The 18,620-nt window shown below is 40.1% G+C and carries 10 protein-coding genes and 1 pseudogene; 5 read left to right on the top strand and 6 right to left on the bottom strand.

The features are described from left to right. Positions 1–234: 234 nt before the first annotated feature. From AC5JMK_RS13240 to AC5JMK_RS13230, 3 genes are all read right to left on the bottom strand, one after another. Entirely contained in the window at positions 235–609 is a 375-nt protein-coding gene (locus tag AC5JMK_RS13240; protein ID WP_096673196.1) for a response regulator, read from the bottom strand. After that, a complete protein-coding gene (locus AC5JMK_RS13235; protein WP_495910296.1) occupies positions 606–5,633 on the bottom strand; it encodes a PAS domain S-box protein in 5,028 nt (1,675 codons plus the stop codon). Before AC5JMK_RS13235 ends, AC5JMK_RS13240 begins: the two co-directional genes overlap by 4 nt. Before the next feature lie 178 nt (positions 5,634–5,811). Then, entirely contained in the window at positions 5,812–8,232 is a 2,421-nt protein-coding gene (locus AC5JMK_RS13230) for a response regulator (protein ID WP_096673200.1), read from the bottom strand. A 513-nt stretch (positions 8,233–8,745) separates the two neighbouring features. Between AC5JMK_RS13230 and AC5JMK_RS13225 the strand changes: the two genes are divergently transcribed. The 4 genes from AC5JMK_RS13225 (at position 8,746) to AC5JMK_RS13210 (ending at position 15,177) form a co-directional block, all read left to right on the top strand. Continuing rightward, entirely contained in the window at positions 8,746–10,122 is a 1,377-nt protein-coding gene (locus AC5JMK_RS13225; protein WP_495910295.1) for a hypothetical protein, read from the top strand. Positions 10,123–10,716: 594 nt separating this feature from the next. Further along, positions 10,717–12,201, top strand: coding sequence for an AAA-like domain-containing protein (locus AC5JMK_RS13220; protein ID WP_096673204.1), 1,485 nt, complete (start codon positions 10,717–10,719; stop codon positions 12,199–12,201). Positions 12,202–12,359: 158 nt separating this feature from the next. Then, positions 12,360–13,379 (top strand): sulfate/molybdate ABC transporter ATP-binding protein, encoded by a 1,020-nt coding sequence (locus AC5JMK_RS13215; RefSeq protein WP_096673206.1) that lies wholly within the window; start codon positions 12,360–12,362, stop codon positions 13,377–13,379. A 535-nt stretch (positions 13,380–13,914) separates the two neighbouring features. Continuing rightward, positions 13,915–15,177 (top strand): RNA-guided endonuclease InsQ/TnpB family protein, encoded by a 1,263-nt coding sequence (locus AC5JMK_RS13210; RefSeq protein ID WP_495910294.1) that lies wholly within the window; start codon positions 13,915–13,917, stop codon positions 15,175–15,177. Position 15,178: 1 nt separating this feature from the next. On the opposite strand, the gene AC5JMK_RS13205 is transcribed toward AC5JMK_RS13210, so the two are convergent. Continuing rightward, positions 15,179–15,850: a helix-turn-helix transcriptional regulator gene (locus tag AC5JMK_RS13205; protein WP_096673210.1), complete on the bottom strand. Its 672-nt coding sequence runs from the start codon at positions 15,848–15,850 to the stop codon at positions 15,179–15,181. A gap of 108 nt (positions 15,851–15,958) precedes the next feature. Between AC5JMK_RS13205 and AC5JMK_RS13200 the strand changes: the two genes are divergently transcribed. Then, positions 15,959–16,615 (top strand): DUF3386 domain-containing protein, encoded by a 657-nt coding sequence (locus tag AC5JMK_RS13200; protein ID WP_096673212.1) that lies wholly within the window; start codon positions 15,959–15,961, stop codon positions 16,613–16,615. A 145-nt stretch (positions 16,616–16,760) separates the two neighbouring features. On the opposite strand, the gene AC5JMK_RS13195 is transcribed toward AC5JMK_RS13200, so the two are convergent. Together AC5JMK_RS13195 and AC5JMK_RS13190 are read right to left on the bottom strand one after the other, a co-directional pair. After that, the gene (locus tag AC5JMK_RS13195) at positions 16,761–17,456 is read right to left on the bottom strand and encodes a class I SAM-dependent methyltransferase (RefSeq protein ID WP_096673214.1); all 696 of its coding nucleotides are present in this window, start codon (positions 17,454–17,456) and stop codon (positions 16,761–16,763) included. 108 nt (positions 17,457–17,564) lie between these two features. After that, positions 17,565–18,566 (bottom strand): annotated as a pseudogene (locus AC5JMK_RS13190) (iron-containing redox enzyme family protein); the annotation flags it as partial. Positions 18,567–18,620: the final 54 nt, after the last annotated feature.

Below are 18,620 nucleotides of genomic sequence, written 5' to 3'. Positions count from 1 at the left end.
CCCAAAGGTATATTTGGAAGATAGATTACACTCTGACACTAGGCTTTTCCAAGATTAAACTCACTCAAGACAGAGCATAAAACCGAAAAGTAAGACACTTATAAGCAATCTATAAGAGTATCTAATCTTTATTATTACATAGAGTCTATGATTAATATTGAATAAAACCTATGGTTTGGTTATACAATTCTACAAAATTCTTTATACAGATCCTCACCGCTTGTCCCTCTTATTCTACCAGCCCAAAATTTCAGCAACTTGTTTCCAAACACTCATGGGATCAAACGGTTTGGTGATGACACCAGCAACTCCCATCTTGGCAAAGCGTTGGCGATCGCTTGGTAACACTTTAGCTGTAAGCAGTATCACAGGAATGGATTGCGTTGCTACATTTGAGCGAAGGCAATCAAAAACCTGAAATCCATCCATCTCTGGCATCGACACATCTAAGAGAATAGCATCTATGGGTTTGTTAGTTTTTACTTTCAGTAACCCTTCCTCTCCTGACTCAGCTAGGACTGCTTTCCAGCCTGCAAAATTTTCCAGCGAGATTTGAACCACTCTACGAATGTCCTTTTCGTCGTCTACAACCAGAATACGTTTGTTCATGCCAGTTGACAATCCTCCTCTTTCATGATTGGCAATGTGAAATAAAACGTACTCCCTTCTCCCAACACACTCTCAACCCAAATATGTCCACCGTGTTGCTGAACAATGTTCTTACAGATGGCTAATCCTAGCCCAGTTCCCCTTTTTTGACGACGATCAGAGACATCAACTTGCTGAAAGCGTCCAAAAATGCTTTCCAGCTTTTCTGGAGGAATACCACGTCCTTGATCGCGGACTTTAAATAGGATCTTGGAAGGTAGGGGAGACAAAGGGGACACGGGAGCAATTTGTTCTCCATTTCCTCCACTTCCTCCACTTCGTCTCATCCCCGCGTCCTCTTCTGGACTCATCAACTCTGCACTCAACCAAACAGTACCACCCACAGGCGAGAATTTAATCGCATTACTTAACAAATTGATTAATGTTTGAATAATCGAGTCTGCTGCTGCCGAAATTTGCATATTTGGAACCATTACGGAAAGTTTAATCTCAGCTTCGTTAGCGATCGCCTGCACAGTCTCAATTGCTTGTTGTACTAAATTAGCAATCTCGCATGTTTCCATCACAAGCTGAATTTTGCCAGACTCTAGTCGTTCGAGATCAAGAATGTCGTTCACCAAACGCACGAGGCGATCGCTATTATTAAAAGCTATTTGCAACATTTCTTTGGCTTGTTTGGGTTCATTATCAAAGACACCCGTTTCTAAAATTCCCACAGAACCGCGAATAGCAGTTAATGGGGTGCGGAGTTCGTGACTCACAATCGAAATAAATTCATTTTTGATGCGGTCAACTTCGTAGCGATCGCTAATATCTTGAATTTGAGCAATAAAATACAGGGGTTGTCTGTGTTGATCTTTGACGAGCGATACATTTAAAAGAGTATGGATCGTATCTCCTCGGTTGTGCAAATATCGTTTCTCCACCTGAAACACACGAATCTCATTTGCCAATAATTTTTGCATGAGTTCTAAATCAGCCTCTAAATCATCAGGATGGGTGATCTCTATCATGGTGAGATTGAGCATTTCTGCTTCGGTGTATCCGACAATTTCGCATAGGGAACGATTCACCATCAGGAATTTTCCTTGGGGTGAAACTAGTGCTACACCAATTGGTGCAGCATCAAAAGCCTTGCGGAAGCGTTCTTCGCTCTCACGCAAAAAATCCTCTGTTTGCTTGCGTTTGGTGATGTCAAGTGATGTGCCAATTAACTGAATCACTTGCCCTTGTGTATTAAATACAGGTTCTGCACGAGAATCCAGGTAACGAATTGAACCATCCGGCCACACAATTCGTAGATCAAAAGTGTAGGTAATTCCTTTTGTGATCGCTTGTTCAACGTATTGTTGTAGAACTTCTCGATCTTCAGGATGAACTCTTTCAAGCAGTTGAGCAAAGCTTGGTTCACCTTTGACTGGTTCTATTCCCCAGTGATGAAATGTTGTTTGTGAGCAACTAATCTTCTGGCTGTTCAAATCAAATTCCCAACTACCGATTTGGGAAACTTTTTGAGCCATGGCCAAATGAACTTGATTTTGGCGCAAAGCTTTTTCAGTTTGTTTGCGTTCAGCTAGTTCAATTTGCAACTGATGGTAGAGATTTGCTTGATGAAGGGCGATCGCTAACTGATTGCTGATTTGCTGCAAAAACTCTGCTTCAGATGCTCGCCACTGGCGATAATCGGAGCAGGCGTGAACTATAAGCAATCCCCAAACCCTGGTTGAGGAGTCTTCCAAGGTTTGAACAATGGGCGCAACCACTTTTGATTTGACGCCGACTTGTTCCATAAATTCAACCAGACACTCTGCCCACTCATCTTTTGCCACGTCTGGTAAAATGCGGGGATTTCCCTGGCGATAGTAGTCGTAGCAGTCATTTGGGAAACATTCATCAGTCCAACGCATCTGATTTGTGATCAGATACTCTGGAAGAACAGCTTCCTTAATAATCTCTCCCGAACCATCCTGATTTAAACGGAAAATCAATACTCGATCAGCCTGGAGAGTTTTTTGTACCTCAACCACTGTAGTTGCCAGAATTTGTTCCAAATCCAGTGATTGGCGGATGTGCTGGGTAATGGTAGCGAGCAAGCTTTCGTGATCTGCTTGCGATCGCAAAGATTGCTCCAACTTCTTGCGTCTTGTGATGTTGAAGCAACTACCTATCAAACGATAAATTTGTCCATTTTCTCTGTAAATAGGAGTTAAGACATTAATCCACCAAGTTTCTTTATCTCTGATTACCAGACGTTCTTCATAAGTGATTCGTTTTCCGGTTGTGGTGCAAGCCTGAAATCTCGCACTCATCACCTGTGCATCCTCTGGTGGAAAAACCTGCTCAGGGGTTTTTCCAGCCATTTCTGATGAGAAAAGTCCAGACATCCACTCATGGGCGGGGTTAATGTCAACATAACGAAAGCCACCATCTTCTTGCACATCAACGATAAAAATCGCAGCAGCCGTGCCTTCATATATACTCCGTAAAAACAGTTCGCTTTCTCGCAAGGCTTGTTCTGCGCGTTTACGCTCAGTGATATCTTCTGTTAATCCGATATAGCGTAAAAGGTTTCCATCTGGATCAAAAATTGGAAACACTTCGGCAAACATCCAACGAATTGTGCCATCGGATTTAATAATCCGATATTCACGCCAAGCAGATTTACCTTGAGACTGTTCATTAAGAGATTGCCATACTGATTTACGGTCATCTGGATGTATTGCATTTAGCCAAGATTTGGGATTTTGATAGAGGCTCTCACAACTCAATCCATAAATTTTTTCATATCCAGGACTGATATAAAGAAACTGCTCAGAATCAGCAGACCAGACAAAGAAAATTTGATTGATATTTTCGGCAATCTCACGAAATCGCTCTTCACTTTCTCGCAAGGCCGTTTCAGCTAGTTTGCGAGCAGTGATGTCAACTCCAACCATAGTGACTATCCAGCAATCTCCTGCTTGATCCCAGCGAGAGGTTAAGGTGTGTGCAATCCAGCGCAGAGAGCAATTTTTATGATAAAAGCGATACTCCACTGTAGTTGCTTGTTCTTGGGCGATCGCTGCGAAAGCTTGTTTAGTAATGGCTGCCAAATCTTCTGAAGGAACTCGTGATAACCAAAGTTCCGAAGTTAATTCTTGGGGAGTATAACCAAAAACGGTTTCACAACCCAGGGAGTGATACTCATTCTCCCAAGTGCAGTCAGGGTAAACGCGGAAACTGGTAATTGAAGCACCTGCGGAGTTAAGAATATCGTTAAGTTTTGCTTGTGATGCTTGCAAAGCCTTTTCTAGTTGTTTGCGATCGCTTATATCTTGTCCAATCCCAATGATTTGACCTGTACTGAGGCGAATATTTGCCCAGGTCGTGTCTACATAGCGACCATTCCGACACCTAGTTCTAAAATCCAACCATTTTCCTGTCGCCGCTTGAATATGTTCCCTTGTCTGTTGACGTTGTTTTGTATCGGGATAGCACTTTGCCAACCAATCAACGTCTCGCAGTTCGTCTAAAGTCCAACCGAGAACACGCTCATATTCTCGGTTAATTACTAACGTTTGATCTGCTTGATCACGAAGTTTTAACATTACAGGAATGTGGTCAAACAGAGCTTGTAAAATTTCGTTTTGCTGCTGTAATTTTTCTGTCCGTTCTGCAATTTGAGTTTCGAGAGTTTGATTGTATTCGGCTAAGAGTTTCTCTGATTGTTTGTGTTCGGTGATATCCCTAAAAGCCGCGATCGCATAAATAATTGCGCTTGTTTCATCAAAAATTGGAACTGTCAAAACTTCCAGAGGAATAGTTTGATCGGCTTGACGCAATTCCATATCATCAATCTTCACCGATTCACCTGCAAAAGTGCGTACAAGCGGAAGTTTATCGATGGGATAAAGTTGGTCAGTTCCCGCTTGATATGCTTGAAAAACCTCTGGCAATTGCTCTGTTTTAATTTCTAGTGGAATTTTAATCCCAAGTAGTTGCTGTGCCTTTAGATTGTTATAAATGAATCTTCCAGTGGGGTCATGTGCAGTTACCGCAATCGGAATGGCATCAAGAATCTGATTTACTCGCCTTTCCTTGGCGCGTAATTGCTTTTCACTCTCACGCAATTGGCTATATATTTTGGCATGAGAAATCGAAATTGCTGCTTGTGCAAATAATAATTTCAATACATCTAATCGCTTGTTTGTAAATACTCCATTAGTAAGATTATTTTCCAGATATACTATCCCAACCAGTTGTCCTTGATTGAGCAGTGGCGCACACAATATCGATTTAGTTTGATGTTGTCTAATATAAGGATCATGAATAAATTTACCCTCCCAGCTAGCATCATCCACAACTACATTTTTTAAAGTGTGGATTACATCATTAATCACTGATATTGGGATATAATAATCAATGGGAAGAGACTGTACACTAATTTTGATGACAGGTTTTCCTAAAGCATCTTCGCTAGCTTCAGTATCTACGGTGCCAGATGCTAAAATTTGCCATTCTTCCCCATTTTCTAACGTTTTTGGGGAAGGCAAAATTAAATATCCTGTTTGTGCGTCAGCATTCTCAATCAGGATTTTCATCAAAACTTTCAGTAGCCGTTCTAGTTCAATTTCGCTCGAAATAGCTAGATTTGCTCTAATGACAGCCTCTAGTAATTCCAAAGCTTCTTCTGATGAGCTACTACTGAGTTTTGGGCTGGTTGAGTGCGTATAATTGTTGCTGTTGACTGATAATCCTAATAGTAGCTGTGGATATTTTGTTTCTAACTCCTTTACCTTTGCTGTTGCATTCAAGCGTGTGTAAGCATAGTGTGCCTCTTTCATGTAATTCCGAGCAAATCTTAGTCTACCGCGTTCTAGATAATACTGAGCGGCTAATTCATACGCGAAAGCCTCTTCTTCTAAAGAATCATTTGCTTTCGCTGTGTCAATCGCTTGCTCATAATATTCTTCTGCTGCAATTACTTGGCCCAGAACTCGCGCTTTCTCTGCTTCAACAATTAAGTGTGATAGGAATATGATCATTTTCACTTACTATTCGATACACAAGAAAATTGGCGCTTTCGTAGAATTTGGTTGTTATAGCCATATCAAATAGGGAAACTTTAAGGAAGTCGGCACAAATCAAGTCATTTGTCATTTGTCAGGGTTTGGTACATGTTTACTTTTCGTAACATAATTATATTTATTTCTGCCGACTTATTTACAACGAGTATAAACAGTAGCTATTAAATCCTCTTGCTTTTGCTGTATAAAGAGCTTGCTTGGCGATCGCAATCAAATCTTTATGAGAATTATCTTGACTTGTTACAGAACCTGTGATCCCCAAACTCAATGTGATGTAGCCATTGGTAGAAGGGGATTGATGAGGAATTTGGAGAGTGGCGATCGCTTGCTGAATTCGCTCTACGACCTGCAACGCCCCTACTAAGCTTGTATCCGATAAAACAATCATAAATTCATCTCCACCTGATCGTGCCACTAAATGATGACTAGAGTCAATGCATTGGCGAATTGTATTAGCTACTTGTTGCAAACAATTGTTTCCAGCTTGATAGCCGTAGCGATCGTTATAAGTCTGGAAATGATCAATATCACAAATTATTAAACAAAGTGAAGTTTGTTTAGAGATCAGGCGTTGCCATTCCCGTTCGAGGAATTCATCACAATGGTAACGAGTTGCAACTTGAGTTAATGAATCAATCTTGGCTTCTCGTTGAGATATTTGCAATTGCTGTTGCTGACATCGCAGCAGTTGTTGCTGCATATGCGTTAGTCTTGCGCCTTGTACTCGCGAAGCTCCTTCAATCCTACTCAACACACGAGTTACGAGTTCTGGACCAACAATCGGCTTATTAATAAATTCATCTGCTCCGGCTGCAAACACTTGTTGAATAGAGTCAACACCAGTATGAGCAGTGACAATAATTATCGGTAAATCTGCGTATTTTAAATCTTGCCGCACCACACGACATAATTCAATTCCATTGAATATAGGCATTTCCAAGTCTAACAGCAACAAATCCGGCTCAGTAAAAGTTAGCACTTGCCAAAACTGCTCCGGATTGCCAACAGATGTCACCTCAAGCCCCCAAGGTTGTAACATAAGTGCTAGTGTTTTCAGCTGCACTGGGTCATCATCAACAACCATGACTCTGGGACTCGGTGGGGTGGTTGGTGGGATAAATTGAGCGATCGCCTCAAATATTTCTTCTGTTGTAATGGATTTGAGAAGATAACTCTCACTTCCCAAACTCGCAATACTAATTCGAGTATCTAAACAATCTTGTTCAGCCAAAGTCAGCACTGGAATCCCAGGAAAGTGTAATTTTAACTTTTCCAATAGAGTTAGCTTGCCTGGCATGGAAGCAGGATTCAGACTGAGTAAAATTATACTAGGAGGATGACTCGCCACTTGCTCCAATGCAATTGACTCCTCAGCAATCACCTCTACTTGTAGTCCTCGCACTGGTGCAGCTTGGCACAATGACTCTGTGAAAGAATGATCATCATCATCATCAATGACCAACACCAAAGGTATAGCAACTGTTGGTAGGCTTGGGATGATGGGAGAAACAGGTGGCTTGGCGATTTCCTGCTGCAACTGTGTTAGCAATTGCAGAAATTGGGTAAATTGCTGCTCTCCCAACTTAGATTGATCACTAAATAAGTGTTCGATCGCTCGTGCTAACTCTGACCCTTTGGCATATCCAAACGTCCCTAAAGCACCTGCCAATCGGTGTGCTTCTTCTTTAGCACGCTCTCGTTGTGTAGAATCGAAATAATCAACTTGGAGCGATCGCGCGGCTGTTTCCAAAACTTTAATTCGTTCTGGTAAGGAAGCCTGAAAATCCTGTGTAGCTTCCTCAATTAATACTAAGCCTTCTTGCTCTGGATCACTTGGCTTTTGCTGTTTTGTTTCTGCTTCCTTCTGTTTTTCTTTCTGTAGCGCTACCTTTAACCGATATCCCAAGCGATACACCGTCTCAATTAGCTCCTCCACCATCCCTGCACTCTTGAGTTTACGTCGCAGGTCTTTAATCAAGTTTGTCACCGCAGCATCTGTAGGGGATTCATCAATTGACCAGAGATGATCAATAATGTTGCTACGGCTGAAGATCCGTTGAGGATGCCGTAAAAAAAGCTCCAGTAAGCTATATTCCTTGGGGCTAAGAGCAATGAGTTGTTGTTTATAGGTTACTTGTATTAAGTTTGGATCGAAACACAAATTTCCCCATATCAATACTGAATAAGACATTGCACTTACCTGACGACGCGACAAAGCACGAATTCGCGCTATTAGTTGAGAAGATTCACAAGGCTTCGTCACATAATCATCTGCTCCCACATCCAGACCCATGACAATATCCTCAGCTGAGTCTTTTGCTGTCAGCATGAGGATTGGAGTTTGGCATTTATGATCGCGTAATTGACGACATATGCTCAACCCATCGAGTCTGGGAAGCATAACATCAAGCAAAATGACACAATATTCTCCTTGAAGAGCTAATTCCAAACCAAGTTTACCGTCCGTTGCAATATCTACTGTGTATCGATAGGCGGTTAGTGTACCAGAGAGAAATTCACATATAGATAGATCGTCTTCAACTAATAGGATTTTCACGAAGGACTAACCTTCACTTACAAGGAATTAAAACAACTCCTTAGCAATTTATCTAATAAATCCTCCAATCGTGAATCTCTCGTTAGAATACTTTTTTGTAACAAATCGCTGTAATTAAAATCACAAATGGGATTGGGGATTGGGTATAAGAGCATCCCAAATGTTTAAATCCGCCTTATGTATATTAATTAATCTTAAGTAAATCATTAACTGCCTTAACTGGCTTATCTGGTATGGAATTAACTATTGTTATAGCTAAATAATTATGTTAAAGCTCTAGATTTTTGCATTTAGTAGCCATCATGAACTGTATATGCCAATAATGGATGAAAATATCACTTCTCCTACATACATACTTACACTCCTAAACCCTTATAGCCATTTTACAGACAGGTTTATCAAAATATATAATCATTTTTCTCATCAAATGTGCTGCTATTAGTTAATGTGTTATTAATACTTTTATTACGGCTATTAGAAAATTCTGTAAACAGGTAAAAGTATCTCAAAGATATGAATTTAAATTTTAATAGACTAAATTTTCATCGATTAAATAATTGGTTTAATCAGCGACAGTTGGATTTACTCGAAGAAGCTTATCAAGGAGCGCAAAAGATTAAGGCGATAGAAGATAAATATTATAACGGAAATAAGATTGTATATACGCTCGACCAAAGTAAAACAGTTTTTGATTACATCAAAAGTTTACGCGATCGCCAACTCTGGAGAGTCCGTTATAATTTAGCTCAATTTCGTCTGGGTAGCTATTTTTGGCGCCATCAATCTAGACATCAAGATTCTAGGCCCAATCATTTAGAACAAACTCTTGTAATCACCTCAAGTGGCGAAGAGCAACAATCTCGCCATCCAAACAATAGTGTAGAGTCTGTAATTTTTGAAAAGCTGAATTATATTGATTCAGTTGTGAGCAAATATCGAGAAGAAGCAGATATCAAAGAGGAAATTAATACAATCAATCCTACAGTTCCGAAGTCAACTACCACTGACCCTGAACTACCTTCTGATTCTAATCAAGAAGTCAGTCAACAAGCGTTTAGCAGAACAATTGATACCCCAACTGTTGAAGCTGATTCAGTTCCTAATAAACGAAAACGTTCTGGCTTTTTTTTGGGAGGATTTTCCTTAAATCAGGAACTTAATCCAGAATATGAGCAACAAGTAGTCAGAGAAATCAGACTGCGCCGTAAACAAGATAGAATGGCCATTCGCTGGTTATTAATATTATTAATAGTACCTCTATTAGTTCAAATCATTACTAAAAATTTGATTTTTGAACCAATGCTTGGTAATTACAGTAATAAAAATCCGACTAAAGTTGAACTAAGTCAAGAAATTAAACAAAATTTTGTCAGAGAATTTGTTGGTATTAAAGAGAGCCTGGAAATTGAACAATTGCTTGGGTTAGCACCACCAATGACTCCAGATGAACAACATAAAATGCTTGAGGAAAAAGCAATCGATCTCTGGCGAGAGTCACGCAATGAAGCTCAGAATGGACTTAAAAATCTTCTAGCTGATGGTATAGCTTTAGTTGCTTTCACTGCGCTTGTTTACTTTAATCGAACCAAACTCACAACAATCAGAAGTTTTTCCAATCGTACTTTTCTGAGTTTGGGTGATCCTACTAAGGTGTTTCTCTTCATCTTAATTACCGATATGTTTGTAGGATTTCACTCTGCGGAGGGATGGAATGTGCTGTTGCAAAGCTTTACTCATCATTTTGGACTTCCAGAGAATGAAGCAGTTATTAAAATGTTTATCGCTACAGTCCCCGTTATCATAGATTCCTGTATTAAGTTTTGGATTTTTAGCTATTTAACACGCTTTTCGCCTTCTGCTTCTGCTATTTACGAGCGGATGAATACTTAATCCAAAATATCTTGTTATTACTAGCGCTTTCGTAGGAAGTCGCTAACATTAACTATAAATGAATATGCTTGCTGATAAGATAATTTATCCACCACATATCACAACAAAATAATTAATTAAAATACTTACTTTAGCAAAACATATAAATAATAACAAAGTCTCTGGGAATAAATATATTTAATTACTTGTTGATTTAATTTACATGTAATCCAATACGATTCAGTTAAGGTTATTGGTAGGTTTTCCGATGTGTAGAGACGTTGCAGTGCAACGTCTCTAAAAAGGTTATCGGTAGTAAATTATCTTATCTGAACCGTATTGACATGTAATCGCAAAAATATTTCTGTTTTTTTGTATAAAAATGATAGCCATGTGATTCATTTAAGATACTCAAATGAATCACATGTAGTTGAATATATAACGAATTTTATAAAATCATCATCTGATGATTTTAATCATCTCTAAACTTTTTATTTTTTTAGTTTTAAAATTATTTACTAAGGTCGCTTGAAATTAAAATGAGTGTGTACTGAAAACTCAATTAATTTCAGGATTTATTTCAAGTTAAGTAGATAAACATCTATCTACAGATATATGGAAAACCAAAAAACAAAACGTATTCGGGGTGTCATCTTAACTGCTATAGGACTGAAGCGTTTACAAGCTGCGATTGAGTTAGCAGAAATACAAGAAAACAATGGAGAGCGTTTTACTCAAGAAAAACTCAGTGAGCGAATGAAAGTATCTACTAAAAGTATCAGCCGCCTATGGTCTGTCACTACTGGACTAGATCAACGTACTCTGAAATTTTGCTTCAGTGCTTTTAATCTCGATTTAAGAAAAGAAGATTACACCTGTTGCGACAAAAGTGGCGAATTTTATCGAGGATTTGACTATATTCATCTGTTAGATAACCAAGAGATCATAGATATTGATTCTGATCAGGATCATGTGGTTGAAATAGAACGACGACAAATACACAATTCAACCAAAAATTCTTGTGTTTACTCATCTCTATCTACTGTTCTGAAATATCCTAGTGGTCCTGTACCTCTGGATTCAATATATTACATTCCTCGCCCTCCAATTGAAGAGTTGGCTTATCGAGAAATCACTCTACCAGGATGCGTTATTCGCATCAAAGCTCCCAAAGAAATGGGAAAAACCTCCCTAATGTTCAGAATTTTGGCACGCTCTAAAGCTTTGAGCTATCGGATTGTCAGTTTAGATTTCAATCAAGTTGATGTCGCTATTCTGAGAAATCTTGATAAATTCTTGCGGTGGTTCTGTAAAAGTGTATCTGTGCAATTAAATTTAGAACCCAAGCTAGATGAATACTGGGATCAAGAAACTGGTAGCAAGGTAAGCTGTAGCTCATACTTCAAAAATTATCTGTTAGAGTCTGTTGAAACTCCTGTGGTTTTGGCATTCAATGAACTAAACCGGATTTTTGAACATTCTGAACTAGCTCAAGAATTTGTGTCCTTGTTACGTTCCTGGAATGAGGAAGCTCAACAAGAGGAGACTTGGCAAAAACTACGCCTAATCATGACTTACTCTACAGAGTTTTACATACCCCTAAATCTGTGTCAATCTCCATGGAACGTAGGGCTACCATTGCATTTACCTGAGTTTACTCGTTCACAAATCGAGGAATTAGCAGTACGTCATGGACTCAATTGGCAGCAAAACAGGGAAGTTGAACACATGATGGAAATGGTTGGTGGACATCCAGCTTTGGTGCGGATTGCTCTTTACTACCTTTGCCGTCAAAAAATAACATTATCGGAACTTTTGCGCGAAGCAGCTACAGACTTAGGGATATATCGTACTCATTTGCGGCGACTTCTGGTAACACTACAAGAAAACGCTAACCTCGCAGAGGCTTTTGAAAGTTTAATTGATTCAGAACGTAGTATTTCTCTAGAACCTACGATCGCTCATCAATTAGAAAGTATGGGATTGGTGAAGTTTCAAATGGATGGAATAACCATTAGTCGTCAATTGTATCGCATCTATTTTAGTCAGCACTTGTTTAACAATCTGACTTTTCCTGGTATCCGCAAAACTAATGCATAATATACCTAATTATGCAATATATCTTACAAAATATTTATTTTAGTTTTTTTGTATCAATCAATACAGTAAACTTGAGATTTTTATAAAAATACTAAATATTGGTAGGCAAATAGTAGTTAAGATTACGTATACAGATACTTAAGCAAAATTGATTAATTATGGGCATTGCAGTAGAAAATGTCTCCAAGCACTATGGGAGTTTCCATGCAGTTGACGATGTAAGTTTGGAAATTAAAACTGGATCTTTAGTAGCATTACTAGGGCCTTCTGGTTCCGGTAAATCCACCTTACTACGAATGATTGCTGGTTTGGAAATACCAGATGCAGGTCAAATTTGGTTAGTGGGCGAAAATGCTACTCATCGCAGCGTCCAGGAACGTAACATTGGTTTTGTTTTTCAACATTACGCGCTGTTTAAACACCTGACAGTGCGAGAGAATATCGCCTTTGCAATGGAACTCCGCAAAGCTAACAAACACCGTACTCGCCAACGAGTCGAGGAACTTTTGGAATTGGTGCAGTTAACGGGATTTGGCGATCGCTATCCTTCTCAGCTTTCTGGGGGTCAACGACAACGGGTAGCTTTAGCACGGGCGCTAGCTGTGCAACCACGCATCTTACTCTTGGATGAACCTTTTGGAGCTTTAGACGCCAAAGTCCGCAAGGATTTACGCACCTGGTTACGTAATCTGCATTCCGAAGTCCATGTCACCACTGTATTTGTCACCCATGACCAAGAAGAAGCAATGGAAGTTGCAGACGAAATCGTGGTGATGAATCAGGGACGAGTCGAACAAGTTGGTAGCCCAGCTTACATCTACGACAACCCAGCCACACCCTTTGTGATGAGCTTTATTGGCCCGGTGAATGTTCTACCAGGTAATGCAGGTATTGCACCCAACAGAGGTACAGTTTCTCCCACCGATAAAGTATTTTTACGACCACATGATGTATTAATTGCAATAGAAGCAAGTGATGATACTACCTCTGTGATTGTTGACCGCATCATTCATCTAGGTTGGGAGATTCGAGCTGAGTTAGCTTTGCAATCTGGTGAAAGAATCAATGCATTCCTCAGTCGAGAACAGTTTCGTCAACTTGATTTACAAGAGGGTCAACGCGTCTATGTGAAACCAAAGCAAGCAAAAGTCTTTTCTGGTGCTTATGTAATAACCTAAGACAAACGATAAAATAGAGCGATCGCGTCTTGGTGTGAGGATGCGATCGTATTCTGTTTAAGTAACTTAAGATTCGTTACTGTTTCTTGTTAACTAATTCGCGCCCTCGTCCCGCACTATAACGGTAGTCCGTTTAGTGTCGGGATATAAGGCGGACAATGACGATTGCATCTTTGACCAATTCTTACCGCAGGTCACGCATTTGGCGTGAGTGTAAAAGAGGGGAGGCATAAGATTGAGAGATCCAATTGGCCCATTTATTAATAAAGGGGCTTTAAGCCTCCCCTCTTTTTCTAAGATTTGCCTCGTAAGGGGTTATGTAAAAATAAGTTGGTCAACCTTATATTTATTCGGCTCATTCAAGTTCTCGAGTAGAGGGGGCAGCGCCGGGTACGGCGCTGCCAAGGTTGACCAACTTATTCCTACATGGATGCTAAGAGAGGAAAAAGATGTATGAGGAATTGTCAATTTTCCCGGAACGCTATTACTAAAAAATGTATATAATAGTAACAGGTCGATATTTGGAGAAGTTTAGATGAGACGACAAGCTGTCAAAGTCAGGTTGTACCCCACAAAACAACAAGTTGAAATACTTGCACAGCATTTTGGATGCGCTCGGTGGTGGTGGAATTATGGGTTGAACAAATGTATTGAAACTTATAAAGCAACCGGAAAAGGCTTGTCTCAGTCTGGTCTAAATTCTTTGTTGCCGGCACTCAAAAAAGACGAAGAGACGGAATGGCTAGGAGAATGTTACTCGCAAGTTTTGCAATCTGTTAGTCTCAACCTTAGCCGTGCATATCAAAACTTTTTTGAAGGTAGAGCGCAATATCCTAAGTTCAAGTCAAGACATCATCGACAGTCAATTCAGTATCCACAGAAGGTAAAACAAGTCAACGATTGTTTGAAATTTCCTGGAAAGCTAGGTGTTGTAAAGGCTAAAATACATCGTCTACTTGATGGGACTATCAAGACTGTTACCGTCAGTAGGTGTCCTTCTGGTAAGTACTACGCTTCTGTGTTGATGGAATATGTAGACGCGGAGCGGCGCTGTCCGTTGGTGGGTGATTACTCAACATCAAACGATAAAGATAAGATTGTTGGTGTTGACCTAGGAATAAAAGATTTTGCGATTACTTATGACGGTGAAAAAGTTTCCAAATATCCAAACCCGAAACACTTAGCCAAATATGAAAAGAAATTAGCCAAAAAACAGCGTATTGCTGCACGTAAAGTAAAAGGCAGTAATCGCCGTAGAAAGGCAACAAAGATTGTAGCTAGGGTATACGAACAGGTTAGCAATGTCCGTCAAGATTACTTACACAAGCTATCTAGAAAGATAGTTGATAACAATCAAGTAGTTGTAGTCGAAAACTTAAACGTCAAGGGCATGGTACGTAACCACAAACTAGCTGCATCTATATCTGATACTGGATGGGGAGCCTTCGTCAACTTCTTGAGCTGCAAATTAGAGCGTAGTGGCGGGAAGTTGATAGAAATAAATCGATGGTTTCCTAGTTCCAAGCTTTGCTCTGATTGCCATTATCAAATCAACGAGTTACCGCTAGATATCAGGACTTGGACTTGTCCAAGTTGCGGGACACATCACGACAGAGATGGTAATGCTGCTATGAATATTAGGGCAGAAGGAATCAGAATGCTGTCCTCCTCTGGGACAGGGGAGGCTAACGCCAATGGAGAGGAAGTAAGACCAAATCGTGGGCGTAAGCCTGTGATGCGGCATTCCTCCGTGAAGTTGGAAGCCCACACCAACCCTACCGGGTATGGTGTTGGGTAGTTCACCCCATCACATCTTGTAACTTCGCGACCATCTCCGCTCGCGCCGAAACCCCCAACTTACGAAACATCCTCTTCAACGCTTGCTTCACTGAATTTTGGGTAATAAAAAGCTTTTCCCCAATTTCCCCATTGGTTAGCCCTTGCGCTACTAACTCAGCAATTTCTAACTCTCGTGGTGTCAGGCGACCAACTAACGGGGAATTGAAGGTTTTTGGTTTCACCCTCAAAGTCGCAAGTTTAGCCGACAAATGTAAACACAAAGCACTCAAATCAGCTAAATCGTTGGCGTCAAAGGGAGGATAACCATCAGCGCGAGCGAGATTGAGTGTTCCCACCAAACGCCCGTCACAGACAATCGGCCCACTCATGACGTGGGCGTGATCATGGCGTGGGCAAATATCTTGCCAATCTCCTGGCGCTAAAATCAATTGTTCATGGGCTGGTGCATGGCGTTCAACGACATAGCGCCCAATCGGATTTCCTTCTAAACAGACCTCTGGAATTTTTTGCAGTTCAACGTTTTCTCCTGTAGACAGGTCATCACAGAGATATAGACCCCAACGTTCGACACCAAAATGCTTACCGACTGTGTTCTTGACAGCAAGTTGTAGTTCTTGTTCATTATTAGTTTTGGCGATCGCATCAAGTAAACTGTGGAGAGAACTAACCATAGAGTGTACCCACTTGGGGACTAGGCGGTCTTGAGAATTACTTCTATGCTAACTAATAGCAGCAAAGCTAAAAAACTAACATAGACTAACAAAATATAGGAGAAACCAATGACTGCAACACAAGTATCTGCTCAAGAACTCTTCCGGGCTGCCTACGAAAACCGATACACTTGGGATAAAAAATTTCCTGGCTACACCGCAGATATCACTTACAAACAAGATGATCAGGTGTTTACAGGCAAAATTCGCGTTAGCGCTAATCTCAAAGCGGAAGTGCTTGAGGTAGAAGATGAGCAAGCCAAGCAGGCGATTAATAATCAAGCTTGGGAAATTGCTATTCATCGTGTCCGTCGCACCTTTGAAGAAACCCACAGTGCAAATAATTTTAGCTATGGTGACACTGATGAAACAGGGGCGGTTGAAATTATAGTTGCTGGTAAGTCTACAGGCGACAAATACAAAGTCCGCAATAACATAGTTAGCCTCGTTCATCGTCATATCCACGGTGTTGTTGTCACAATTCACACCTTTAGCGTTCATGAAACTGGGGAAGGCTACTTACCTCACACTTATGATTCCGTATACCACGACCCGCAAACAGGTGAACAAAAAGGTGGTAGAAGTGAATTTGACGATCAATATGAAAAAGTTGGCAATTACTTTATTATGAATCGTCGGTTCATCAGTACTGATACCAAAAACCAACCTTCAACTCAAGAATTTATCTTTTCTAACATTCAGTTGTTGGAACCTGTAGCGGGTTAAGTCGATAGGAATGATCACGTCTCGTAAAAATTGAGAGATTTAGATCTCCGACTTCTTTAATTAGTCGGAGGTCTTTTTATTCAAGATTGATTTAGGAATCTTAGTAATTCAAACATCAAATGGGAAATGGGATGGCTATAGTATTTTACAAACTTGTCATTGCTTGAATTAATTCATCAGATAAATCAACTTTAACTTCTTGACATTTTTTGAATAAAACACCAGCCAAGAAGTAATAATTGTCCGAATAAAAGGCCATTTTTTGCTTGCGTAATTCTTCGATGTGTTTTTTGACTTTGGGTTCAGAGCTATAGTAGCCAAATTGCAAGGGTAAAATCAGAAAACTACTCACACAATAACCATTTGCTGTGGCATGGTCTACTGTACTTTTAGGATTGGAAAAGCTAGAAATTAAAAGTACAACATTTTCATAGTCAAGTGACAAAAGTTCATTCGTAACTGCGGCTCCATCTATACCCCCAAATAAGAGTGGCATGTAAATATCATTATCTGGTGCAGGAATATAAGGTGGATTGGCAACTAAATATTCTGCTTCTGGCTGAGACGACTCAAAAAAAGATGAGTTGTGAATGACGTATTTATGAGCTAGATTGTATTCGTCAATTGTTGAATTTGCAACTTTCCAAGCAGAGGTATTTAATTCAAAACCTTGGATCATGCCATCAAATTTATTTCTCAATAGAGAATTGATGATTGGACTACCATCTCCTGAGCCGAACTCGACTATACATTCAGATTTTTTGCAATTTCTGAGAGCAAAATTTTCTAAACAATTTGAATAGAAGTTAGATTCTTCTGGACAAAAAAATATGTCTTTCATTGGTATGTGAAATTAGGGAAAATAGAATATTTGTAGGTAAGGCATATGCTTTACCTACTTGCTTGCAAAATGTAAATAAAAGTATTGAGCGTCTTGCAGAGATGAATTTTAAGAATCGGTTTGTTCTGCTTGACGTATAGCTTGCACCACAGCTTTAGCAGCGCGATCGCTCATGATTTTTTCTTGGTCGTACCCCAAAACTATTTCCCACGCCAAATCACGGTACATATCTACTAAAGGTAAAGCCACATCATCTAACATCCAACGACCATGACGTTCATCCTCACGGATATGCAACTCCCAATAACCCATTGCTGCATCCGATAATCCCAATCGTTGCGCTGCTGCAAGATAATTTTTGTAAGCCGCAGGGCCAGCCACTTCAAAGTATGTTAGTCCGCCACCGTAACGCAAATAATGACGCTTGCATTCTGTCATCAAAAAGTTGTGGTTGGCACAAGCTAATACTTGCCAAGGTACTAAGTCAAAATATCCTTCTGGTTCGGTGTTCATGCCGAATTCGTTGAGCATTTGAGCAAAAAATGTCGAATGCTTGCGAGAGAAGCGACCATTGCCGTATTCTTCTAGTAGTACCCGTATGAGTGTACATTGGACTTCATTCGCTGTACCACCAAGAATGCGGGAAAGGCGACTACCTTCAACTAAGCCATCAAAGGAAGCAATAGCTAGCAAATGCCGATAGCCAGCCTCGCTCATTTGTTCACGCAGATAACGGCTTTCTGGAGACAGTGGTGGATCTAAATCTTCAGCAGCATGATCTATGAGTGCTTGCTTGACATCCAATTTTTGCAATTCTACAACGTCGATTTGGTCGAGTTCCCATTTTTGCCAAGCAGTCTCTATTTGATTCCGTACCTGAGATAAATAGAGCGATCGCTCATTCGTATAGTGCCGTAAATCGTCATACCAAAATAAATTTAGGCGATTTATTCGGTAGAGTATACGTTGGAGAAAGCTATGAGCCGCATCATCACCAGAATCATTTTGGTAAGCAGCGTTAATTGCTACAAAAAGTGCATGTTCAAATTCACTTCTGAGGGCAGGTTCTTTCTCCAGTTTTTTGTCTAAATTATCTTTTGCCAGCAATTCGTAACTCCCCAGGTAGGACTGTAAGGATCATTCCATTGAGAGAAGAATTATGGT

The sequence above is a fragment of the Pelatocladus sp. genome (assembly GCF_059505505.1).
The sequence above is the reverse complement of the archived record's forward strand: the minus strand, read 5'-3'. Positions and strand labels throughout refer to the sequence as shown.